Genomic DNA, 22,510 nt, shown 5'->3' on the forward strand with positions numbered 1-22,510 from the left:
TAGGCTGCCTGCTCCGCTTGCCGCCGACAGGGCCCGACGCCATAAATGGCGGGCAACAAGCTCGGCCACGCTCGAACGGCCGGCACCGGAGGAGACACGAGATGAAGCCCTTCCTGATGGCGGCGCTCGCCGCCAGCGTGTCCTTCGCAAGTCTTTCCTCGGCAGGAGCAGCGCTTGCACAGGACACGACCGCGGGCGACACCAAGGCCAAGGTCGACAACCTGGAGAAGCTCGGCAGCTTCAAGCAGACCGGCGTCGCCGAGCCGCCGCCGATCCCGCAGACCGGCCGGCGCGCCGACGCGATCAACCGCACCCTGCAGAAGATCAAGCTGCCGGACGGGTTCAAGATCGAGCTCTACGCCGTGGTGCCGGATGCCCGCGCCATGGCGGTCGGCCCGAATGCCGGCGTGGTCTTCGTCGGCACCCGCAAGTCGAAGATGTACACGGTCACCGACCGCGACAAGGACCGGGTCGCCGACGAGGTCAAGGTCTACGCCCCCGGCGTCGACTTCAAGATTCCGAACGGCGTCTGCTTCTCCCGCGACGGCGTGCTGACGGTGGTGGAGCAGAACCGGGTGCTGGCCTTCCCGGCCGCGGAATTCTTCTACGAGGGCACGGACGGCCCGGCGGTGGTGGTGGTCAAGCAGGGCGAGCTGATCCCCCCTAGCGAGGAGAGCTACAACCACACCGCCCGGATGTGCCGCATCGGGCCGGACGGCAAGCTCTACGTCTCGCTCGGCCAGCCCTACAACGTGCCGCCCAAGGACAAGGCCGACCTCTACGCCAAGACCGGCATCGGCGGCATCATCCGCATGGATGCCGACGGCAAGAACCGCGAGGTCTACGCCACCGGCATCCGCAACTCGGTCGGCATGGATTTCGCGCCCGACAAGACGCTGTGGTTCACCGACAACCAGGTCGACGGCATGGGCGACGACCAGCCGCCGGGCGAACTGAACCAGATCACCAAGCCGGGCCAGAATTTCGGCTTCCCATGGTATGGCGGCGGCGGCGTCCGCACGGTCGAGTACAAGGACGACAAGGTCCCGGCCGACGTCGTGCCGCCGAAGGCGGAACTCCCGCCCCACGCCGCCGATCTCGGCATGATCGTCTACAAGGGCAAGCAATTCCCGGAGAAGTATCGCGGCGGCATCTTCACCGCCGAGCACGGCTCCTGGAACCGCACCACGCCGATCGGCGCCCGGGTGATGTACGTACCGGTCAACAAGGACGGCACCGCCGGCAAGCCCGAGCCCTTCGCCGAGGGCTGGCTGACCGAGGGCGGCGAGTATCTCGGCCGCCCGGTCGACGTCGCGACTCTGCCCGACGGCTCGCTGCTCGTCTCCGACGACACGGCCGGCGCGATCTACCGCATCTCCTACGAGAAGTAGGTTTTTCTCAGAGGGGGCGGCCGGTGCCGCCCCCTCCCCCTCAGGAGACGCCCCAAGAGATGCCGATGACCCGCACCCTCGCCCTCCTGCTGCTCGTCGCCGCCACCGCGCCGGCCGCCGCCGGGGACGCCAAGGCCGGCCGGGCCAAGGCGGTCTCGTGCCAGGCCTGCCACGGTCTCGACGGCCTCTCGAAGCTGCCCGACGCGCCGAACCTCGCCGGCCAGGTCGAGCCGTACCTCGTCAAGGCCCTGACCGAGTTCCGCAACGGGACCCGGAAGAACGAGGTCATGTCGGTGGCGGCGCAGGATCTGTCGGATGCCGATATTGCGAACCTGGCGGCGTATTACAGCGGCATCCAGATCGACGTGATTCCGCCGGGGTGAGCGGTTCCCGTGAGTCCGTTCATCAATGCCGTTCGAATCCACGCAATCCTTCCCACCCACGACCTCATCCTGAGGAGCGAACGGAGTGAGCCTCCAAGGAGGGCTCCAGAAACCACTGTGACTCCTGGAGGTCTCCTTCGAGGTCAGCCGATTTTCAATCGGCTAACACCTCAGGATGAGGTCGTGGGTGGGAGCAATTGCGAGAAGCAGTCGGCAGGCCGCAGGCGCTGAAGCCGGCCGAGCCGGTGCGCTACACCCCCACTCGCCCGATTACCGCCACCGGGCCGCCGCCATCCGGCCCCTGGTGCTCCGCGCCGCCCGACACGAACAGGTCCGTCCGCCCGATCGCCGCCGCCGCCACGCCTCCGACCAGGGCGCGGGCGTGGCGGGTGGCATTGATGTCGCTGTCGTCGTTCATGATGTGGCGTTGCCCGCGGATCAGCCCGTCGCCGGTCGGCTCGGCCTTGGCGAGCAGGGCGACGACGCGCTCGGACGCCTCGGGCGGGAGCTGGCCGCCCGTCGGCAGGCCGAGATCGGCCAGAGCCCCCTGGATCGCCGAAAAATCGATCCCGTCGCGCATGACCCGATGGGCGATGCGCAAGGGTCCGCTCCAGCCCGGCGCATTGCCGAGCACGATGACCTCGTTGCGCATCAGCTCGATCCCCGCCGAGGCGCTGGCGCGGCCGGAATAGAGGTCGGTGCGGGTGCCGATGACGGAATCGTCGAGCGCTGCTTCGGGAATCTCACCGAGCGCCAGCCCGATACCGAGCGCCGAGGCGCCGCGGGACAGGCCCATCGACGCGTAGGTGTCATGGGTGGCGACAGGCTCGCCCCGGGCGGCGGCCTCCTGGATTCGGGCGCTGGTGAGGAGCGGGCATTTCACCTGCACGAAATGCACGTCCTCCCCGTCGGCGAGGCCCGCCGTCGCCATGGCGCGGCGCACGGCGGCGGCGGTGGCGCGGACCTGCGCCATGCGGCCGATCTGTTCGGGCAGAAAGTCGTCCGTGAAGGCGGTGCCGACCGCGAGCGCCTTGCCATCGGCCGCCTTCACCTCGCCGGCCGGCCCCTCGCGCCGGGCGACGATCAGCAGGTGGGGCGAGAGCCCGCCCTCGGTGCCGCCGGACATCACGAGGGCGACCCGGGCGCCGACCACGGCCGGCGAGACGCCGAGGCGGGCGGCCAGCGCCGCTTCCAGCGCCATCACGGCGAGCGGCCGGGTGAAATCGTTGACGCAGCCATTGCCCTCGGTCTTGCCGAACAAAGCCACGATCTCGTCGGGAGCCACGGTGCCGGCCTCGAGCAGGGCCTCGAGCCCCGACACGTCGGCGGGGTGGCGGGTCGGCACGCGGAAGACGAGGCATTCGGGCATCGGGAACTCTCGGGGGCTTCCGTCGACGGGGCCGGGCGGCGCGACGGCCGGCGCCCGCCCTTGCAAATGCGCCGCCACCCTGCCCGACGATGCTGCGCCGCCACAAGCCTGGCCATAACTGCGCCACCCGGGTAGCCGCACCGGGGGCGGATGCGCTAGTCTGGCCTCCCGCGCCCGGGAGGTCCTAGAACCCGATGCCGATACCGTTGAGCCGCACCCGGCCCGCCGTGTCCGCACGGGCCTCCCTGCCGTCCCGGACCGAAATGTCCGGCGGATGAGCTTCGTTTCGCCTCTGCCCGGCGGCTCCCCGCAGCGGGTGCTGATCTACTCGCACGACACGTTCGGGCTCGGCCATCTGCGCCGGGCGCGGGCGATCGCGCACGCCCTGGTGGCCGGGGCGCCGGAGCGGCGGGTGGTGATCCTGTCCGGCTCGCCGGTGAGCCACGCCTTCCGCTTCGCCCCCGGGGTGAGCTGCCGGCGCCTGCCCGGGGTGACCAAGCTCGCCAGCGGCGAGTACCAGAGCCTCGGTCCCGGCCACGGCCTCGGCGAGGTGGTGGCGACCCGCGCCGCCCTGATCCGCCACGTCGCCGAGCGCTTCGATCCCGACCTCTTCCTCGTCGACAAGGAGCCGGCGGGCTTCCACGGCGAGGTGCTGCCGACGCTCCACCGCCTGAAGGCCCGGGGCTGCCGGCTGGTGCTGGGCCTGCGCGACGTCCTCGACGATCCGGATTTGCTGGCGCCCGAATGGGAGCGCAAGGGCGCGCTCGCGGTGCTGCCGCTCTACGATTCGCTCTGGGTCTACGGCCTGCGGGAGATCTACGCCCCCCTCGACGGGCTGGCGCTGCCGGGGGGCGTCGCGGAGCGCCTGACCTATACCGGCTATCTCCGCCGCGAAGCGCCCGACGCAGCGCTGCCGGACGAGACGGCCGAGGAGCCGTTCCTCCTCGTCACGCCGGGCGGCGGCGGCGACGGGGTCGAGCTGGTCGAGGCGGTGGTGCGGGCCTACGAGGCGCACCCCATCGCCCACCGGGCGCTGGTCGTGTTCGGCCCGTTCTTTCCGCCCGCCGAGCAGGCCGACTTGAGCGCCCGCATCGCGGCCCATCCGCATCTCGCCTCCCTCGATTTCGACGCGCGGCTGGAGCGGCTGATGCGCCGGGCCGCCGGCGTGGTGGCGATGGGCGGCTACAACACCTTCTGCGAGATCCTGTCCTTCGACCGCCCGGCCCTGATCCTGCCGCGGGTGCGGCCCCGGCGCGAGCAGCTGATCCGGGCGCGGGCCGCCGCCCGGCTCGGCCTCGTCGGCGTCATCGAGCCCGGGGAGGACGAGGATACCGGCCGCATGGCCGCGGCCCTCGACACCCTGCCCGACCGGCCGACCCCGTCGGCCCGGCCGATCCCCGGCCTCCTCGACGGCCTGACGGCGATCCGCCGCCTCGCCGCCGCCGCCGACACCCGTTGCGTGGCCGCCGAGTAAGCGACCCTGATCCATGCCTCCGCTCCGCATCGCCGTCCTGGTCAAGGGCTACCCGCGCCTGTCCGAGACCTTCATCGCCCAGGAACTTCTGGGGCTCGAGGCGCGGGGCCTCGACCTCGCGATCTGGTCGCTGCGCCAGCCGCATGACGGCGCCGTGCACCCGATGCACCGGCAGATCCGCGCCCCCGTCGCCTACCTGCCGGAATATCTCTACCAGGCACCGTGGCGGGTGTTGCGCGGCGCCCTCTCGGCCCTGGGGCGGCCGGGTCTGTGGCCCCTTTTGAAGCTCGTCCGGCGCGACCTCGCCCGCGATTGCACGCCCAATCGCGGCCGGCGACTCGGCCAGGCGCTGGTGCTCGCCCGCGAGCTGCCGGCGGAGATCGGCCACATCCACGTGCATTACCTGCACACCCCGGCCTCGGTGGCGCGCTACGCCGCCCTCCTGAGCGGGCGGAGCTGGAGTGCGTCCGCCCACGCCAAGGACATCTGGACCACGCCGGACTGGGAACTGGCGGAGAAGCTCGACGATGCGCGGCTCGCCTTCGCGGTGACCTGCACGGCGTCCGGCGCCGCACGGCTGCGCGAGGTGGCGGGCGATCCGGGCCGGGTTTCCCTGGTCTATCACGGCCTCGACCTGTCGCGGTTTCCTGCGCCCCCGGAGAGCCGCCCGGCCCGGGACGGCTCGGACCCGGCCGATCCCTTGCGCCTCGTCACCGTCGGCCGGGCCGTGGCGAAGAAGGGCTTCGACGACCTCCTCGACGCGCTCGCCGCCCTTCCCCCCGACCTGCATTGGCGCCTCGCCCATATCGGCAGCGGCGAGGCGCTGGCATCCTTGCGCGACAAGGCCGCCGCCCTCGGCCTGTCGCAGAAGGTGATTTTTCTCGGCTCCAAGCCCCAGCCCGAGGTCGTGGCGCTGATGCGCGAGGCCGACCTGTTCGTGCTGCCGGCCAAGCGTGCTCCCTCCGGCGACCGCGACGGGCTGCCCAACGTCATCATGGAGGCGGCCTCGCAGGGCCTCGCCGTCATCGCCACCGACTTCGCCGGCATCCCGGAATTCCTGCGCGACGGGGTCGAGGGACGGCTGGTGCCGCCGGGCGACTGGGGGGCGCTCTCGAACGCCATCAACCTCCTCGCCCGCGACCCCGCCGGGCGGGCGCACCTCGCCGCGGCGGCGCTCGCCCGCCTGCGGGCGGAATTCGGCGCCGAGGCCGGGTTCGAGACGGTGGCCCGGCTCCTCCGGGACGCCGCGGGGCGATGAGCCGGGTCGCCTTCTACGCTCCGCTCAAGGCCCCGGATCACCCGGTGCCCTCCGGCGAGCGCACGATGGCGCGGCTGCTCCTGCGGGCGCTGGCGGCGGCCGGATTCGCGCCGGATCTCGCCAGCCGCTTGCGCACCCGCGATGCCGACGGGACGCGGCATCCGGGCTTGAAGGCGGAATCCCTGGCGGAGGCCGAGCGCCTGGTCGCGGCCTACCGGGCCGATCCGCCCGCCCTGTGGTTCACCTATCACGTCTACTACAAGGCGCCGGACTGGATCGGCCCGGCGGTGTCGCGGGCGCTCGGCATCCCCTACGTGGTGGCGGAGGGCTCGCGGGCGCCGAGGCGCGCCCATGGCCCGCACGCCCTCGGCCATGCCGGCGCCGAGGCGGCCCTCGACGCCGCCGACCTGATCCTCGTCATGAACCGCCGCGACCGGCCGGCCTTGGAAGCGGCGCGGCCGAGGGGACAGGTGCTCGCCGAGTTGCCGCCGTTTCTCGATCCGGGCGACTGGCTGCTGCCCGTGCAGCCTTGTTCCGTCGACGAGCCGAGCCGAGATCGGCGCGGGATCTCCTCTCCCCGCGGGCGGGGAGAGGGCTGTGTTCCCGTCCAGGGAACGCAGCGAGGCGCAGCCGAGGGTGAGGGGGAATTTCCGGAGGAGTCTCATCCGTCGAGACCCCCTCGCTCCGGCTTCGCCTGCGCTCACTTCATCGACGACAAGGTCGATGAAGCCCTCTCCCCACCCGCGGGGAGAGGAGAGACCCCGCGCCTCGTTCTTCCCCGAACGGCCCTGTCCATCGCGAACTCGCCCGCCCCCCTGCGCCTCCTCACCGTCGCGATGATGCGGGAGGGCGACAAGCTCGCCTCCTACCGCCTTCTCGCCGAAGCGCTGGCGCAGCTCGGCGATCGTTCTTGGACCCTCGACGTGGCCGGCGACGGCCCGGCGGCAGCGGAAGTCGCGTCCCTGCTCGCCCCCTTCGGCGACCGGGTGCGACGCCACGGCACCGTGGCGCCCGCCGGCCTCTCGGCCCTCTACGCCGCCGCCGACCTCCTGGTCTGGCCGGCCGTGAACGAGGCCTACGGCATGGCGCTGCTGGAGGCGCAGGCCCATGGCTGCCCGGTGGTGGCCGGCGGCTACGGCGGGGTACCGGACGTGGTGCGGGACGGCGTGACCGGCCGGGTGACGCCGCCGGGCGACGTTTCGGCCTTCACCGCCGCGATCCGCGACCTCGCCGGGGCGCCCGGGACCCTCGCGGCGATGCAAGGCGCCGCCCTCGCCTTCGCCCGCGAGGAACGCGGCCTGATCGCCGCCGCCGCCCGCCTGCGCGCGGCGCTCGGCCCCCTGCTCCGGGAGCGCGCATGAGCCGGATCCTGATCGCCGTCACCCACCTCCTCGGGGCCGGGCACCTCACCCGGGCGGCGTCCCTGGCGCGGGCCTTCGCGGAGGCCGGCCACACCGTGACGCTCGTCTCCGGCGGCATGCCGGTAGCGCTGCCGCGCCTCGACGGCATCCGCCTGGTGCAGCTGCCGCCGGTGCGGATCACCGGCACCGCCTTCACGGCGCTCCTCGACCCGGAGGGCACGCCGGTGACACCGGAGCGCCTGGCGGCCCGCCGCCAGACCCTGCTCGCCGCCGTCGCGGAGGCCGCGCCGGACGCGGTCATCACCGAACTCTACCCGTTCGGCCGCCGGGTGCTGGCGCCGGAATTCGAGACCCTGGTCGCGGTCGTGCTGGCGGCCTCGCCGCGCCCCCTGTTGCTGGCCTCGATCCGTGACATCCTGGCGACCCCGAGCCGGCGTGACCGGATCGCCGCCACCCATGCCCGCCTCGAGGCTTACGACGCCGTTCTGGTCCACGGCGATCCGGCCTTCCTGCCGCTGGACGCCTCCTGGCCGGTCGAGGCGACGGTGGCGGCGCGCTTGCGCTATACCGGCTACGTCGACGAGGCCGAGACCGTCCCGGCGCCGGGCGGTCCCCGCTCCGGCATCGTGGTCTCCGGCGGCTCCAGCGCCGCCGGGCTGCCGCTGCAGGAGGCGGCGGTCGCGGCCGCACACCTCACCCCCGCCCTGTCCTGGCGCATCCTCGTCGGCCGTGCGGTGCCCGAGCCCGCCTTCGCGGCACTGGCGGCGGCCGCGCCCGCGAACGCGGTCGTCGAACGGGCGCGGCCCGATTTCCGCGCCCTGCTGTCGCGGGCCGCCCTCTCGGTCAGCCAGGCCGGCTACAACACGGTGCTAGATCTCCTGCACGGGGGCTGCCCGGCCCTGCTGGTGCCGTTCGAGGCCGGCCAGGAGACCGAGCAGCGCCGGCGCGCCGAGACCCTGGCGGCCCACGGCCTCGCGCGGGTGCTGCCGGAGAGCGAGCTGACGGCGGAACGCCTGGCGCAGGCGGTCCTGGCCGCACCCCTGCGGGCCACGGACCACGCTATCGCCCGCGACGGGGCGCGGCGGAGCGTGGCGATCGTCGAGGGGATGCTGGCTGGCGTCGATGCAGATGTCCAACGTGGCCGGATGACACTCTTCCCCTCCCCCTTGTGGGGAGGGGTCAGGGGTGGGGGTGGTGCAGGAGGCACCGCAATGCTCTATCCGGCACCACCCCCACCCCTAGCCCCTCCCCACAAGGGGGAGGGGAAAGTGCCCTTCCTTGCCACCAATCTCGACTTGAATCCGTTGATCGACGCCCTCGCCCGCGCCACGGACGAAGGCCGAACCACCCTTCTCTGGTGGCGCGACGACGACGCGGTCGCCCACACCCCCGCCCTCGACCGCCTGCTCGCGCTCGCCGCCCGGACCGGCTGGCCGATGGCGCTCGCGGCGGTGCCGGCCCGGGCCGCGCCGTCGCTGGCGGCGCGTCTCGCCGACGAGGCCCGGGTCGATCTCCTGGTCCACGGCCTCGCCCATGCCAACCACGCCCCGATCGAGGCCAAGACGGCGGAGTTCGGCCCGCATCGCCCCCTCGCCGCGCTGAAGGCCGACGCGGCGGAAGCCCTGCTCCTCGCGACAGCCCGCCTCGGCCCCCGCCTGCTGCCGGTGCTGGTCCCGCCCTGGAACCGCATCGCCCCCGCCTTCCCCGAGGTCCTGCCGGCTCTCGGGTACCGCGGCCTCTCGGCGGCCAGCCCCCTGCCCCCGGTGCCCGGGCTCGTGCAGGCCGACGCCGCGATCGATCCGATCGCCTGGCGCGCCGGTGGCGGGCTGGCCGACCCGGCCTGGGTGATCGCCCGCGCCGCCCGGGCGGTGGCGGAGGGCGGCCCGGTCGGGCTCCTCACCCACCATCTGGTGCAGGACGACGCGACCTGGGAGTTCTGCGAACGCCTCCTCGACCGTCTCGCGACTCATGTTGCGATAGATCGGGCTTCGCGAATATCGCGGGCCGCCACTTTGTTTGCGCCCCCGCCGTCGCCCGTGTCACAAACGGACCCTATCTTCCCTTGAAGACCCGGGGATGCCCCCCGAGAGGACCGCACGGCACCAGGATGACGGCACCGCTCCTGTCGATCCGCGACCTCACGGTCGATTTCACCACCGATACCGGCTCGTTCCGGGCGGTGGACGGCCTGTCCCTCGACGTGCCGGCGGGCCGCACCGTGGCCCTCGTCGGCGAGTCGGGCTCGGGCAAGTCGGTCACCGCTCAGGCCATCCTGCAGATCCTGCCCAAGGTCGCCCGGATCACCGGCGGCGGCATACGCCTCCAGGACCCGTCCGGTCCCGCCGGCGGCACCGACATCGCGATGCTGAAGGCCGATTCCGCCCGGATGCAAGCCTTGCGCGGCGGGCGGATCGCGATGATCTTCCAGGAGCCGATGACCTCGCTGTCGCCGCTCCACACGGTCGGCGATCAGGTCACCGAGGCCCTGCGGCTGCATGCCGACGTCTCGGCCGACCAGGCCAAGGCTCGAGCGGTCGAGGTGTTCGACCGTGTCGGATTCCCCGATCCGAAGCGGGCGCTCGTCACCTACCCGTTCGAGTTGTCGGGGGGGCTGCGCCAGCGCGCGATGATCGCCATGGCGCTGATCACCAAGCCCGCCCTCCTCATCGCCGACGAGCCGACGACCGCCCTCGACGTGACCACCCAGGCCCAGATCCTGGAACTGATGCGCGAGCTGCAGGCCGAGACCGGCATGGCGATGCTGCTCATCACCCATGATCTCGGGGTGGTGGCCAACATGGCCGACGACGTGGTGGTGATGTATCGCGGCCGGGTGATGGAGGCGGGCTCGCGCGAAGAGATCTTCCGCCGTCCCGGCCACCCCTACCTGAAGGCGCTGATGCGGGCGGTGCCGCGCTTCCACATGGCGCCCGGCGAGCGCCTGACCCCGATCCGCGAGGTGAAGAGCGCGGTGCTCGCCCGCAAGGCCGGCGAGCCGCATCGGCCCGATCCGGCCGGGCCGCTTCTCGCCATCGAGGGGGTGCGCAAGTCCTTCACCCTGCGCTCGGGCTGGTTCAAGGGAAAGACCCGCACGATCAACGCCGTCAACGGCGTCTCCTTGAGCCTGCATCCGGGCCGGACTCTGGGCCTCGTCGGCGAGTCGGGCTGCGGCAAGACCACCCTCTCGAAGGTGGTGATGCGGGCTTTGCGCCCCGATGCCGGCACCGTCACCTTCGACGACGGGTCGGGCCGCGGGCCTCGCGACGTCTTCGCCCTCAAGGACCGGGAGCTGAAGGATTTCCGCCGCGCGGTGCAGTTCGTGTTCCAGGACCCGTTCTCGTCGCTCAACCCGCGGATGACGGTCTACGAACTGCTGACCGAGCCCCTGCGCATCCACGGCGTCGGCAGCTCGGACGAGCGCTACGAGCGGACCAAGGAACTCCTGGACATGGTCGGGCTCGACCAGTCTTCGCTGCGCCGCTACCCGCACGCCTTCTCGGGCGGCCAGCGCCAGCGCCTCGGCATCGCCCGGGCACTGGCCCTCAAGCCCCGGGTCTTGCTCTGCGACGAGCCGGTCTCGGCCCTCGACGTCTCGGTCCAGGCCCAAGTTCTCAACCTGCTGAAGGACCTCCAGGCGAGCCTCGGCGTGTCCTACCTGTTCGTCTCGCACAACCTCGCGGTGGTCGACTACATCGCCGACACCATCGCCGTCATGTGCCGGGGCTACATCGTGGAGGAGGCGCCGAAGGAGGCGCTCTTCAAGAACCCCGCCCATCCCTACACGAGGGCGCTTCTGGCCGCCGTGCCCGAACCCGATCTCGACCACCCCCTCGACCTGAAGCTGCTGATGAGCGACCGCTTCTCCGATCCGGCGAGCTGGCCCGAGCCCTACCGCCTCACCGGCGGCGCGGCCGGGACCATGACCGAGATCGAGCCCGGGCATTGCGTCCGGGTCGCCGGGCAGGTGCTCCGGCAGGCCGCCTGACCTTTTTCCGAGAGACGACCTTTTCCAAGAGACCCCGTTTTTCCAAGAGACCCCGATGTCCCAAGGCGCCGCCCTCCGTCCCCACCCCTTCGTCGAGCGGCTGCGCCGCCGCTTCCTCGGCCGCCTGTTCGACCGGCTCGGCTACGACCTCGTCCCGGCGGTGTCCGACTGGAACCATCGCCCGCTCTCCGGTCCGGAGACCGAGGCGCTGATCGCAGGCGCCGCCGCGCGTCTCGATGCCGACCTCGCCGCCTCCGGCCTGTCGCTGCCCGGCGGAGCGGGGCCTGCCGTCGCGACCTTCTGGGACCTGATCGCGACGGCCCCGGTGGCGCAGAAGCGGGGCGGCAACGGCTTCAACGGCGCGCTCCAGCTCTACGTGCTGATGCGCGCGCTCAACCCCGAGGTGATCGTCGAATCGGGCGTGTTTCGCGGCCTCACCACCTGGGTGATGCGCCAGGCCTGCCCGCAGGCCGAGATCTTCTGCTTCGATCCCGACCTGTCCGGCCTGCGCTACCGCGATGCCCGCGCGCATTACCACGGCGGCGACTGGTCGGCGGCGCGCCTGCCGCGTCTCGAGGCGGACCGGGCGGTCGGGTTCTTCGACGACCATATCAGCCAGGCCCGGCGGGTGCTGGAGGCCCGCGAGCGCGGCCTGACGCGGCTGATCTTCGACGACGACGCGGCGGCCCACCGGCTCCACGCCCACGGGGGCCCCGCCTTCCCGACCATCGCGATGCTGACCGCACCCCGCACCGGCGAGCCGGTGCGCTGGCGTCGCAACGGCCGGGAATTCATCTACCGGCCGGACGACCCGGAGGCGCAAGCGGCGCGTGCTGCGATCGCCGCCACCCACGCCTTCGACGACCTGCACGCCGCGACCGGCTATTCGCCCACCCGCCTCACCTGGGTGCGCCTGCACGGGAGGGACGGGACATGACGATTGGGGTCCGACGTCTATTCAAGAACGCGACGGCTGTTGAACCCTCCCCCCTCTGCGGGGGAGGGTGGCCTGCGGAGCAGGCCGGGAGAGGGAAACCCCGCCTCCGGAAAATTCTGAGCCGTTCTGAAGGGCGCCCGCTGGATCGGCGTCGCGCTGCCCCTCTCACGGCCCCCTCCGGGGGCCACCCTCTCCCGCAGAGGGGGGAGGGTTGGTGGTGCGGCGCCGTCCTGTCCGTTCTGCTGCCGCTCCTTGCCTCCCCTGCCCTCGCGGCCGAATCCCCCTCCGACCGCCTGCCCAGGCAACCCCTGGTCGTCGAGTCCACCACCCAAGGCCGCCAGATCGGCAAACCCGGCGGCGACGTGGTCACCCTGGTCTCGAAGGCCCGGGACATCCGCTACATCTCGACCTACAGCTACACCCGCCTCGTCGGCTACGACGAAAGCCTCGCGATCAAGGCCGACATCCTCGAAAAATTCGAGAACGACGGCGACCGGATCTATACCTTCACCTTGCGCGAGGGCCATCGCTGGTCCGACGGCCAGCCGTTCACGGCGGAGGACATCCGCTATTGGTGGGAAGACGTCGCCCTCAGCAAGGATCTGAGCCCGTCCGGCCCGCCGGAATTCATGATGGTCGACGGGCAGCCGCCGCGCTTCGAGGTGATCGATCCGCGGCATGTCCGCTTCACCTGGGACAAGCCGAATCCACGCTTCCTGCCGGAACTGGCCTCGCCGCGCGATCCCTTCATCTACCGGCCGGCGCATTACCTGAAGAAGTTCAACCCGCGCTACACGCCGAAGGCCGAGATCGAGCCGCTGGTGAAGCAGGCGAAGGTCAAGGGCTGGGCGGCGCTCCACAACCGGCTCGACGCGATGTTCGAGCAGACCAACCCGGACCTGCCGACGCTCCAGCCCTGGCGCGTCACCAACACCGCGCCGGCGGCCCGCTTCGTCTTCGTACGCAACCCCTATTACCACCGGGTCGACGCCAACGGACAGCAACTGCCCTATATCGACAAGGTCTTCATGGATGTCGCGGCCGGCGGGCTGCTCGCCGCCAAGGCCAATGCCGGCGAGGCCGACCTCTTGTTTCGCGGCCTCAACATGGAGGACATCCCGATCCTGCGCGAGGGCGAGCGCGCCAAGGGCTACCGCACCCATCTCTGGCCCACCGCCCGCGGCTCGGAACTGGCGCTCTACCCCAACCTGACCGTCACCGATCCGGTCTGGCGCACCCTCAACCGCGACCTGCGCTACCGCCGGGCGCTCTCGCTCGCCATCGACCGGCGCACGCTCAACAACGCCCTGCTGTTCGGGCTGGGCACCGAGGGCAACGACACGGTCATCGAGAAGAGCCCGCTCTACAAGCCGGAATACCGCACGCTCTACGCCGACTACGATCCGGCGCAGGCCTCCCGCCTCCTCGACGAGATCGGGCTGACAGAGCGCAACGGCGCCGGCATCCGCCTGCTGCCCGACGGGCGCGAACTGGAGATCGTGGTCGAGACCGACGGCGAGAGCAGCATGCTCACCGACGGGCTGACCCTGATCTCGGAATTCTGGCGCGAGATCGGCGTCAAGCTGTTCGTCAAGCCGCAGGACCGCACGGTCCTGCGCAACCGCGCCTATTCCGGCGCCGCCGTGATGGTGGCGGCGCAAGGGCTCGATCTGGCGATGCCGACCGCCGAGATGTCGCCCGACGAATTGGCGCCAGTCCACCAGGACACCTATGCCTGGCCGAAATGGGGCCAGTACGTCGAGACGCGGGGCAAGGAAGGCGAGCCCTGCGACATCCCCGCGGCGAAGGTGCTGATCGACCTCAACGCGCGCTGGATGGCGACCGCGGACAATGCCGAGCAGGCCAAGATCTGGGGCGAGATGCTCCAGAACCGGGCCGAGAACCAGTGGGTGATCGGCACCGTCTCGGGCGCGCTCCAGCCGGTGGTCGCCAAGACCCGGCTCCTCAACGTGCCCGACAAGCAGACCTACAGCTGGAAGCCGACCGCGTTGATCGGGATCTACCGCATGGACCAGTTCTTCTGGGGGCCGAACCCGAAGGAGGCCTCGCGGTGATCCGCTACCTCGCCCGCCGCCTCCTCACCATGGCGGTCACGCTGCTCATCATCTCCGCCCTCGTCTTCGTCATCATCAAGCTGCCGCCGGGCGACTTCCTCACTAATCAGATCGCCGAATTGCGCTCGCAGGGCGAGGCGGCGTCCGTCGCCAAGGCGCAGTTCCTGATGCAGCAATACGGCCTCGACCGCCCGGTCTGGGAGCAGTACCTGCGCTGGATCGGGCTCTGGCCCAACCCGGAAGGTGCCTTCAACGGCCTGATCCAGGGCAATTGGGGCTGGTCGTTCGAGTATGACCGGCCGGTGCGCGAGGTGGTGGGCGACGCGCTCTGGCTGACGCTCGTCGTCAACCTGGCGGTGGTGATCTTCGTCCACCTGGTGTCGATCCCGATCGCCCTCTACTCGGCGACGCGGCAATACTCGATCGGCGATTACGTGGCGACCTTCGTCGGCTATATCGGGCTCGCCACGCCGTCCTTCCTGCTGGCGCTGGTGATGCTGTTCTACGCCAACCGCTGGTTCGGGGTGTCGATCGGCGGGCTCTACGACAGCGCCTATTCGGGCCTGCCCTGGACCTGGGAGAAGGTGCGCTCGCTCATGGCCCATCTCGTCGTCCCGACCCTGGTGATCGGGCTGGGCGGCACCGCCGCGATGATCCGGCGGATGCGCGCCAACCTCCTCGACGAACTGGGCAAGCAATACGTCGTGACGGCGCGCGCCAAGGGCCTGCCGCCGACCCGCGCGCTGATCAAGTATCCGTTCCGGATGTCGCTGAACCCGTTCATCGCCGATATCGGCAACCTCCTGCCCCATCTCATCTCGGGCTCGGTGCTGGTGTCGCTGGTGCTCAGCCTGCCGACCGTCGGGCCGATCCTGCTCGCCGCCCTCAAGAGCCAGGACCAGTTCCTGGCCGGCTTCATCCTGATGTTCGTGGCGATGCTCACGGTGATCGGCATGCTGATCTCCGACCTGCTGCTCGCCTGGCTCGATCCGCGCATCCGCCTCGGAGGGGACGGTCGATGAGTCTGGAATTGCGGGACCGGCCGCACCACTTCGTCGATACCGCCCCCTTCGACCCCGGCCGCACCGAGCCGGTGGGCGCGGAGAGCAGCGCCGTCGACCGTGCCTCGTCCTGGCGCCTGACCTGGTGGAAGTTCCGCAAGCACCGGGTGGCGGTGGCGGCGGGGCTGATCCTGATCGTCTTCTACGCGCTGATCCCCTTTGTCGAGGTGATCGCGCCCTACAACCCGGCCAAGCGCCACGGCGATTACCTGTACGCGCCGCCCCAGTCCATCCACCTGTTCCACGAGGGCCGATGGGTCGGGCCCTACACCCATCCCTACCACTTCACCTTCGACATCGAAAGCTTCCAGCGCAAGTACACGGTCGATCGCACGGTCGTGCAGCGCTTGCGCTTCTTCTGCCGCGACGAGGGTTATTCCTTCTGGGGCCTGGTCGATACCGACTGGCACCTGGTCTGCCCGCCGAAGGACGGGACGATGTTCCTGCTCGGCACCGACCGGCTCGGGCGAGACCTGCTCTCGCGGATCATTTCGGGCACCCGGATCTCGCTCACCGTCGGCCTCGTCGGCATCGCGGTGTCCTTCGCCCTCGGGCTGTTCTTCGGCGGGCTCGCCGGCTATCTCGGCGGCTGGGTCGACAACCTGATCCAGCGCGTGATCGAGATCCTGCGCTCGCTGCCCGAATTGCCGCTCTGGCTCGCGCTCTCGGCGGCGCTGCCGCCGAACTGGAGCCCGATCCTGGTCTTCTTCGGCATCACGCTGATCCTCGGCCTCCTCGACTGGCCGGGCCTCGCCCGCGCCGTGCGCTCGAAGCTGCTGGCGCTCCGCGAGGAGGATTACGTCCGCGCCGCCGAGCTGATGGGGGCCTCGAAGAGCCGGATCATCGCCCGCCACCTGATCCCGAACTTCATGAGCCACCTGATCGCCTCGGCGACCCTGTCGATCCCCTCGATGATCCTGGGCGAGACGGCGTTGTCGTTCTTGGGCCTCGGCCTGCGCACCCCGGTGACGAGCTGGGGCGTGCTGCTCAACGAAGCCCAGAACCTCGCGGCGGTGCAGCTCCATCCCTGGCTGCTGGCGCCGATCCTGCCGGTGGTGATCGTGGTGCTGGCCTTCAACTTCCTCGGCGACGGCCTGCGCGACGCGGCCGATCCCTACCATTAGGCCACGATGCGCGAGCGCCCCGCCTCCCGGCTCCTCGTCCTCGACGGCGAGGGCCAGCTGCTCCTGTTCCGCTTCGCCTTCCGCAAAGGCGCGCTCGCCGGGAGCGAGTACTGGGCGACGCCGGGCGGCGCCGTCGAGCCGGGCGAGAGCTTCCTGGAGGCGGCGATCCGGGAGTTGCGGGAGGAGACCGGCCTCACCTGCCCGGCGGCCGCCCCCGAGATCGGCGAGCGCCGGTTCACGATGCAATTGATGAACGGCGAGTGGGTCAGTGCGCGCGAGCGCTTCTTCGCGATGCGGGCCGGACCCGCTCCCCTCTCCCGCGACGGCTGGACGCCCGACGAGATCGAGGCCCTGGCCGAGCATCGCTGGTGGTCGCGGGCGGAGCTGGCGGCGCCCGGGATGCGGATCTATCCGGAGGATGTCGTAGACCTGTACGACGCGGCCCGCACTCTCCTCGAGAAAGCCGCATAGGAAAGGTCCCGCGCAGGACCGCGGGACCGGAGGATTTCGGCTGCTAGAGCATTTTTCGACGAAGTGGAAACCGGTTCGTCGCAGAAAATGCGGCATAACAAGGACTTAGAGAGCTTCGCGATTGCAACGCGATCGTGAAGCTCTCTAGAGGCTGGCCTCTTCGACGTCCAGCGACGCCAGCTCGGTGCGCGCCTGGGAGATCAGGCGGGCATGCTGGAGCTGGAGGGCGCGGCTGTTGGCCCCAAGGCCCGCCGAGGAGCGGATCTCGGCGAGGGTCCGCTCGTAGTCCTGAAGCTGCGCTTCGACGCGCCGACGGCGCTCCGCGATGCTGTGCGACATTCCGGTTCCCCTTGGTTGTGGGGCGGGCCCGCCCTTTGACTGGACCCGCTCGTGACGCCAAGCCCGGCCGCCGGAACGGCCAAGCCCTTACAGCCAAGGTCATAGATGGGGCGATACTATGGCACGGCCGCCCCGGATGGGGCGGCCGGCGGGCGCAACGGTTCAGAAACCGCGGTAATAGCCGCGCGGGCCGTGGCCCCAGCCGCGATGAGGTCCCCAACCCCGGTGGTGGCCCCAGTGGCGCGGGCCGCCGAAGCCGTAGCGCGGGCCGAAATGGCGACGGTGGCCGTAATAGCCGTGGCGGGGTCCCCAATGGCGGTGGCGGCCGTAATAGCCGTACTGGGCCCAGGCGGTCGGAACCGCGGAGACGTCGGGCGCGGCGGCGGTCTCGGTCAGGGGAGCGGCGGTGGCACCCTGCGGCATGGCGGCAACGCCACCCAGGATCAGGCCAGCGGCCAGCATCACGGTCTTCAGCACGTGGGTCCCTCGTTCGTGCGGGCCTCCGAAGGGAGGCATGGACGGCAGAAACGCACGGGAGCGGAAAAGCGTTGCGCCTTCCCGTGCGCGGATCGCGTCGGACGAGCGCCCCAAACGTTGGTCGATGCTTAACAACGTGTTGCTACTGTCGGTCCGTGGCTGTCCCGCCAGGAGACGATCGGCAGATGCAATTCACGTACACGGCCCATGCCCGAACGGTGATGGGGGAACGGAGTTTGGATTCCGAGTGGGTCGAACGAACGGTCCGTCAGCCCGACCAGATCGAGTCGGATGTAAGGGACCCGACCCTTCTCCAGGCCTTCGCGGCGATTCCAGAATGCGGCGGTCGCATCCTTTGCGTGGTATACAGACCAGTGCCCGAGGGCTGCATCGTTGTGACGACGTTCCTGGACCGGCGGAGGCGAGTGACGTGAAACTGCGGTATGACGACGAAGCCGACGCTCTTTACGTGCGTTTCGCCGACGCACAGGTCGTCGAGAGCGAGGAGGTCAGGCCCGGCCTTATCCTCGACTTCGACGCGGACGGCCGGCTCGTCGCCCTGGAAATCCTCGACGCGTCGGTAGCGCTCGCAGCTGGTGCCGACATCCGGACGCTCGGGTCCGAGGCGGCATGAAGTCGGCTGCCGCCGTCAGGCCATCTTGAGCGTCATGTCGACGACCCGGGCGTTGGTCGCGCCCTTCACGAGCGCGATGCCGTGCTCGCAATCCTCGCGGCGGACATAGCCCTCGCCCGAATCGGCCACCACCTCGCCGTTCTCGGCCCGCAGGCGCCAGCGCCACTCGCCCTTGCCGTCGCGATAGAGTTCGAAGCGCATCGCCGGTCTCCTGCCATGATGTGTCACGGCAACAGATGGGGCCGTGCGGATGGACGACAACGCCGAGAGGCAGGAGGGCGTGCGAGGGCCTGAGGAGCCGTCATCATCCCGCCGTCATGTCGGACGTCCCTGTCTCCGGCCGGGCGCGACGGGTCGCTGTCCCGGCGGAGATCGGTCCCCATGCGATTCACCGTGCTGCCGTTGCTGATGGTCATGATCGTGCCGGCCTCCGCTCAGGATGCGTCAGAGGCGCCGCGACGGGGCAACGTCCTCTCCGTCCGCGGGACGGGCCAGTTCGCCGGCAAGCCGGATCTCGCGCGGGTCGACATCGCGATCGTCACCCGGGGAAAGACCCTCGACGGCGCGGTGGACGCGCATCGAGAACCGACCCGGCGCACGCAGGAGAATCTCAAGTCGCTCGAGACCGCCGGCGTGACGGTGGAGAAGAGCGTCTTTCGCCTGAACCGGGCATCCGAGCCGTACCGCACGGCCGACAACCCGAACCCGAAGCCGCCGGATCAGCCGTTCACCGCCATCACGGAAATGACCCTGACCGTCCCATCCGTCGGAAGCGTCGACGACGCGGTCAACCGGCTGGCGGCGAGCGGAATCGTCGAGGTCCGCAAGGTCACCTACGCGGTCGCCTCGGAGCGCCAGGCCCTCAACGAGGCACGGCGCGCCGCCGTGCTCGATGCCCGCGAGCAGGCGCGTATCTACGCCGAGGCCGCGGACCTGAAGCTGGTGGAGATCACGGAGATCACCGACGGCGAAGCCTCGCCGCCGGACGGCTACGCCGATATGCCGCGCTCACGCGTCGCCCAGATCATCCCGCCGGCGGTTGTGACGTTCTCCGCCGGCGTGACGATCCGCTGGCGGATCGCACCGCGCTGAAGTAGCCCCCGAACGCGAGAAGCCCGCGCTCCTGTCCAGAAGCGCGGGCCTCGAAGTCTTCAACGCGGATCGGGCCGATCAGCGCGGGGCGCGGTCGAGCCAGCCGATCGAGCGGCCGTCGCGGTTGGCCCCACCCGCCGGGCGCTGCTGGCGGTTGCCGTCGGCGCGCTGGCCGCCCTGAGGACGGCCCTGGCCCTGCGGACGACCCTGACGGCCCTCATGCTGCCCGCCGCGGGTATCCTGCCCGCCGCGACCCTCATGCGCGCGCGGCTCGCGGTGCTCCTGCGGCCGGCCGGCGCCGTGGCGCGGCTGACCCTGGCCACCGCCGGGGCGGCCCTGGCGTTGGCCGCCGGGCTGCTGGCCCTGGCGACCGCCGCCGGGGCGCTGGCCGCGCGGACCCGAGCCGGGCTGGCGACGGTCGCGCTCGGCCTCGGCCACCGCTTGCGCCGCCTCCTCGCGGCTCGGGGGCACGAAGCCCTCGGGGATCGCCATCACCGGCACCTTCTGGCGGGTCAGGCGCTCGATGTCGCGAAGGTAGGCGCGCTCCTCGTCGTTGCAGAACGAGATCGCCAGACCGTCCTTGCCGGCCCGTGCGGTGCGGCCGATGCGGTGAACGTAGGCCTCCGGCACGTTCGGCAGGTCGAAGTTGACGACGTGGGACACGCCGTCGACGTCGATGCCGCGGGCGGCGATGTCGGTCGCCACCAGCACCCGGCAGGTGCCGGCGCGGAAGGCGGCGAGCGCCCGCTCGCGCTGCGGCTGCGACTTGTTGCCGTGGATCGCCGCCGAACCGATGCCGTCGCGCTCCAGGCCGCGCACCACGCGGTCGGCGCCGTGCTTGGTGCGGGTGAAGACCAGCACCCGGTCGATCGCCTCGTCGCGCAGGATGGTGGCGAGCAGCGACTGCTTCGAGCCCGTCGGCACGAAGACGACCTTCTGGTCGACCCGCTCGGCGGTGGTGGCGACCGGGGTCACCGCGACCTGGACCGGGTTCTTCAGGTACTGGTCGGCGAGGCCGGCGATGTTCTTCGGCATGGTGGCCGAGAAGAACAGGCTCTGGCGCTGGGCCGGCAGCAGCTTCACGATCCGCTTGAGGGCGTGGATGAAGCCGAGATCGAGCATCTGGTCGGCCTCGTCGAGGACGAGGTACTCGACGCCGTCGAGGGTGAGCGAGCGGCGGTCGATCAGGTCGAGCAGCCGGCCCGGGGTGGCGACCAGCACGTCGACGCCGCCCGCGAGCGCCCGCTCCTGGCGGCCGATCGTGACGCCGCCGAACACCACCGTGGTGGTGAGCTTCAGGAACTGGCCGTACTCGTTGAAGCTGTCGGCGATCTGGCTGGCGAGCTCGCGGGTGGGCGCGAGCACCAGCACGCGGCAGCCGCGGCGCGGCGCGGGCTTGGACGGGCTCTCGCTGGCGAGACGGTGCAGGATCGGCAGCGCGAAGGAGGCGGTCTTGCCGGTGCCGGTCTGCGCGATGCCGCACAGGTCCTTGCCCTGCATGGCCGGCGGGATCGCCTGGGCCTGGATCGGGGTCGGCGTGACATAGCCGGCCTGGGCGAGCGCCTTCAGGATCGGCGCCGCGAGGCCGAAATCGGTGAACTGGGTCAAGTGAATCTTCTTGGTATTTGGCAGCGGGATCGCCGCAAGGCGCGCGCAAGGCGCGGCCTTCATCGCGATCCGATGTCAGGAGACCACCCGCGTGATGGGGCGATCCGAGGGACGAGCGATTAAGAGAGGGCCGGGCCTGCCGCGCAGGTGCCGCGGCGAAATCCGTCACGCAGCCCTCTCGAGCGGACCGCGATCGGCCGCTGACGCTGCAATCCGCCATATGGCGTTGTGCGGGTGCGAAGTCAATCGGCGGACGCTGCGTCGCCCGCGTGGCACCCGTGCGGTGGACGCTTGCGGCCGGGGGACGCCCGGTGTCCGATGCGGCCGGAGAGTGTTTTCAGGTCGGAGCCCCGCAATGTCGGCCACCCTGTCCGCCCGCCACCCTGCGCTTGCCCGCGCGGACGCCTTCGCCGCCGCCTACGGCCTGCGCCGGCCGCTCCTCCTCGCCCCGATGGCCGGGGCCTGCCCGCCGGCGCTCTCGGTCGCGGTGATGCGGGCCGGCGGGCTCGGGGCCTGCGGGGCGCTTCTGATGCAGCCCGCGGCGATCCTGGCCTGGGCCGATGCGGTGCGGGAGGCCGGCCCGTTCCAGATCAACCTGTGGATTCCCGATCCCGCCCCCGCCCGCGACCCCGACCACGAGGCGGCCTTGCGCACCTTCCTCGGCCGGTTCGGCCCGGCGGTGCCGCCGGAGGCCGGCGACGCCGCGCCGCCCGATTTCGCGGCCCAGTGCGCGGCGGTGATCGAGGCCAGGCCCCGCATCGTCTCCTCGATCATGGGGCTCTACCCGCCGGATGTCGTGGCGCGGCTGAAAGCGCGCGGGATCGCCTGGTGGGCCACCGTCACGACGGTGGCGGAGGCTTTGGCCGCCGAGGCAGCCGGCGCCGACGCACTGGTGGCCCAGGGCGCCGAGGCCGGCGGCCATCGCGGGAGCTTCCTGGCCGGGCAGGCCGAGGCTCGCGCGGTCGGCCTGATGGCCTTGCTGCCGGCGGTGGTCGATGCGGTGAGGATCCCGGTCGTCGCCACCGGCGGCATCGTCGATGCCCGCGGGGCCGCGGCGGCCATGCTCCTCGGCGCCAGCGCCGTCCAGGTCGGCACCGGTTTCCTGCGCTGCCCCGAGGCAGGGATCCCCGCCGCTTGGAGCCACGCCCTCGGCCGCGCCCGCCCCGAGGACACGCGGCTCACCCGCGCCTTCAGCGGCCGCACCGGCCGCAGCCTCGCGACGGACTACGTCGCGGCGGCGGCAGAGCCGGATGCCCCGGCGCCCGCCCCCTACCCGGTCCAGCGCGGCCTGACGCAGGGCATGCGCGAGGCGGCGGTGAAGGCGGGCGACATCGGCCGGATGCAGGCCTGGGCCGGGCAGGCGGCGGGGCTGGCGCGGGCGGTGCCGGCGGGCGAGGTGGCGGCGGGGATCTGGGCGGGAGTCGGGGATCTGTTGCGGTAGCGCCGCCCCCCGCCGCGGGGGGACGGAGCC

General features: G+C 71.3%; 21 protein-coding genes. 16 read left to right on the forward strand and 5 right to left on the reverse strand.

The window, feature by feature from the left end; genetic code table 11:
* The first annotated feature begins 101 nt into the window (after positions 1–101).
* Together HBB12_RS09580 and HBB12_RS09585 are read left to right on the forward strand one after the other, a co-directional pair.
* Positions 102–1,391, forward strand: a complete 1,290-nt coding sequence (locus tag HBB12_RS09580) for a PQQ-dependent sugar dehydrogenase (RefSeq protein ID WP_236989133.1) — start codon at positions 102–104, stop codon at positions 1,389–1,391.
* A gap of 65 nt (positions 1,392–1,456) precedes the next feature.
* Positions 1,457–1,774 (forward strand): c-type cytochrome, encoded by a 318-nt coding sequence (locus HBB12_RS09585; RefSeq protein WP_236989134.1) that lies wholly within the window; start codon positions 1,457–1,459, stop codon positions 1,772–1,774.
* 250 nt (positions 1,775–2,024) lie between these two features.
* Here the strand turns inward: HBB12_RS09585 and atzD are convergent, their stop codons facing one another.
* On the reverse strand, positions 2,025–3,143 hold the full coding sequence (gene atzD / locus HBB12_RS09590; protein WP_236989135.1) for a cyanuric acid amidohydrolase: 1,119 nt from the start codon (positions 3,141–3,143) through the stop codon (positions 2,025–2,027).
* Positions 3,144–3,417: 274 nt separating this feature from the next.
* Between atzD and HBB12_RS09595 the strand changes: the two genes are divergently transcribed.
* The 10 genes from HBB12_RS09595 (at position 3,418) to HBB12_RS09640 (ending at position 16,889) form a co-directional block, all read left to right on the forward strand.
* A complete protein-coding gene (locus HBB12_RS09595) occupies positions 3,418–4,617 on the forward strand; it encodes a glycosyltransferase family protein (protein ID WP_236989136.1) in 1,200 nt (399 codons plus the stop codon).
* A 13-nt stretch (positions 4,618–4,630) separates the two neighbouring features.
* The gene (locus HBB12_RS09600) at positions 4,631–5,875 is read left to right on the forward strand and encodes a glycosyltransferase (protein ID WP_236989137.1); all 1,245 of its coding nucleotides are present in this window, start codon (positions 4,631–4,633) and stop codon (positions 5,873–5,875) included.
* Positions 5,872–7,236 carry a glycosyltransferase family 4 protein gene (locus tag HBB12_RS09605; RefSeq protein ID WP_236989138.1) on the forward strand — a complete coding sequence of 455 codons (1,365 nt, stop codon included), beginning with the start codon at positions 5,872–5,874 and terminating at the stop codon, positions 7,234–7,236. The genes HBB12_RS09600 and HBB12_RS09605 overlap by 4 nt, the downstream gene beginning before the upstream one ends.
* Entirely contained in the window at positions 7,233–9,302 is a 2,070-nt protein-coding gene (locus HBB12_RS09610) for a glycosyltransferase (protein ID WP_236989139.1), read from the forward strand. The genes HBB12_RS09605 and HBB12_RS09610 overlap by 4 nt, the downstream gene beginning before the upstream one ends.
* Positions 9,303–9,343: 41 nt before the next feature.
* On the forward strand, positions 9,344–11,221 hold the full coding sequence (locus HBB12_RS09615) for an ABC transporter ATP-binding protein (protein WP_236989140.1): 1,878 nt from the start codon (positions 9,344–9,346) through the stop codon (positions 11,219–11,221).
* A 55-nt stretch (positions 11,222–11,276) separates the two neighbouring features.
* A complete protein-coding gene (locus HBB12_RS09620; protein WP_236989141.1) occupies positions 11,277–12,158 on the forward strand; it encodes a hypothetical protein in 882 nt (293 codons plus the stop codon).
* Positions 12,159–12,388: 230 nt separating this feature from the next.
* Complete coding sequence (locus HBB12_RS09625; protein ID WP_442919351.1) at positions 12,389–14,233, forward strand: ABC transporter substrate-binding protein; 1,845 nt, start codon at positions 12,389–12,391, stop codon at positions 14,231–14,233.
* Entirely contained in the window at positions 14,230–15,255 is a 1,026-nt protein-coding gene (locus tag HBB12_RS09630; protein ID WP_236989142.1) for an ABC transporter permease, read from the forward strand. The genes HBB12_RS09625 and HBB12_RS09630 overlap by 4 nt, the downstream gene beginning before the upstream one ends.
* Complete coding sequence (locus tag HBB12_RS09635) at positions 15,252–16,418, forward strand: ABC transporter permease (protein ID WP_236989143.1); 1,167 nt, start codon at positions 15,252–15,254, stop codon at positions 16,416–16,418. The genes HBB12_RS09630 and HBB12_RS09635 overlap by 4 nt, the downstream gene beginning before the upstream one ends.
* A gap of 6 nt (positions 16,419–16,424) precedes the next feature.
* Positions 16,425–16,889 carry an NUDIX hydrolase gene (locus tag HBB12_RS09640; protein WP_236989144.1) on the forward strand — a complete coding sequence of 155 codons (465 nt, stop codon included), beginning with the start codon at positions 16,425–16,427 and terminating at the stop codon, positions 16,887–16,889.
* Positions 16,890–17,033: 144 nt separating this feature from the next.
* Here the strand turns inward: HBB12_RS09640 and HBB12_RS09645 are convergent, their stop codons facing one another.
* Complete coding sequence (locus tag HBB12_RS09645) at positions 17,034–17,228, reverse strand: hypothetical protein (protein ID WP_236989145.1); 195 nt, start codon at positions 17,226–17,228, stop codon at positions 17,034–17,036.
* 162 nt (positions 17,229–17,390) lie between these two features.
* Positions 17,391–17,705 carry a hypothetical protein gene (locus HBB12_RS09650; protein ID WP_236989146.1) on the reverse strand — a complete coding sequence of 105 codons (315 nt, stop codon included), beginning with the start codon at positions 17,703–17,705 and terminating at the stop codon, positions 17,391–17,393.
* A 185-nt stretch (positions 17,706–17,890) separates the two neighbouring features.
* Between HBB12_RS09650 and HBB12_RS09655 the strand changes: the two genes are divergently transcribed.
* Complete coding sequence (locus HBB12_RS09655; protein ID WP_272913257.1) at positions 17,891–18,139, forward strand: DUF4258 domain-containing protein; 249 nt, start codon at positions 17,891–17,893, stop codon at positions 18,137–18,139.
* Entirely contained in the window at positions 18,136–18,339 is a 204-nt protein-coding gene (locus HBB12_RS09660; RefSeq protein WP_236989147.1) for a DUF2283 domain-containing protein, read from the forward strand. Before HBB12_RS09655 ends, HBB12_RS09660 begins: the two co-directional genes overlap by 4 nt.
* A 15-nt stretch (positions 18,340–18,354) precedes the next feature.
* Here HBB12_RS09660 and HBB12_RS09665 read toward each other — a convergent pair whose 3' ends face one another.
* A complete protein-coding gene (locus tag HBB12_RS09665; RefSeq protein WP_048432187.1) occupies positions 18,355–18,540 on the reverse strand; it encodes a YegP family protein in 186 nt (61 codons plus the stop codon).
* 180 nt (positions 18,541–18,720) lie between these two features.
* Here HBB12_RS09665 and HBB12_RS09670 point away from each other — a divergent pair, with 180 nt between their 5' ends.
* A complete protein-coding gene (locus tag HBB12_RS09670; protein ID WP_236989148.1) occupies positions 18,721–19,431 on the forward strand; it encodes an SIMPL domain-containing protein in 711 nt (236 codons plus the stop codon).
* Positions 19,432–19,509: 78 nt separating this feature from the next.
* Here the strand turns inward: HBB12_RS09670 and HBB12_RS09675 are convergent, their stop codons facing one another.
* Positions 19,510–21,039, reverse strand: a complete 1,530-nt coding sequence (locus HBB12_RS09675) for a DEAD/DEAH box helicase (protein WP_236989149.1) — start codon at positions 21,037–21,039, stop codon at positions 19,510–19,512.
* A gap of 355 nt (positions 21,040–21,394) precedes the next feature.
* Between HBB12_RS09675 and HBB12_RS09680 the strand changes: the two genes are divergently transcribed.
* Complete coding sequence (locus tag HBB12_RS09680; RefSeq protein ID WP_236989150.1) at positions 21,395–22,480, forward strand: NAD(P)H-dependent flavin oxidoreductase; 1,086 nt, start codon at positions 21,395–21,397, stop codon at positions 22,478–22,480.
* Positions 22,481–22,510: the final 30 nt, after the last annotated feature.

This window comes from Methylobacterium sp. SyP6R, from assembly GCF_019216885.1.
Classification (GTDB): domain Bacteria; phylum Pseudomonadota; class Alphaproteobacteria; order Rhizobiales; family Beijerinckiaceae; genus Methylobacterium.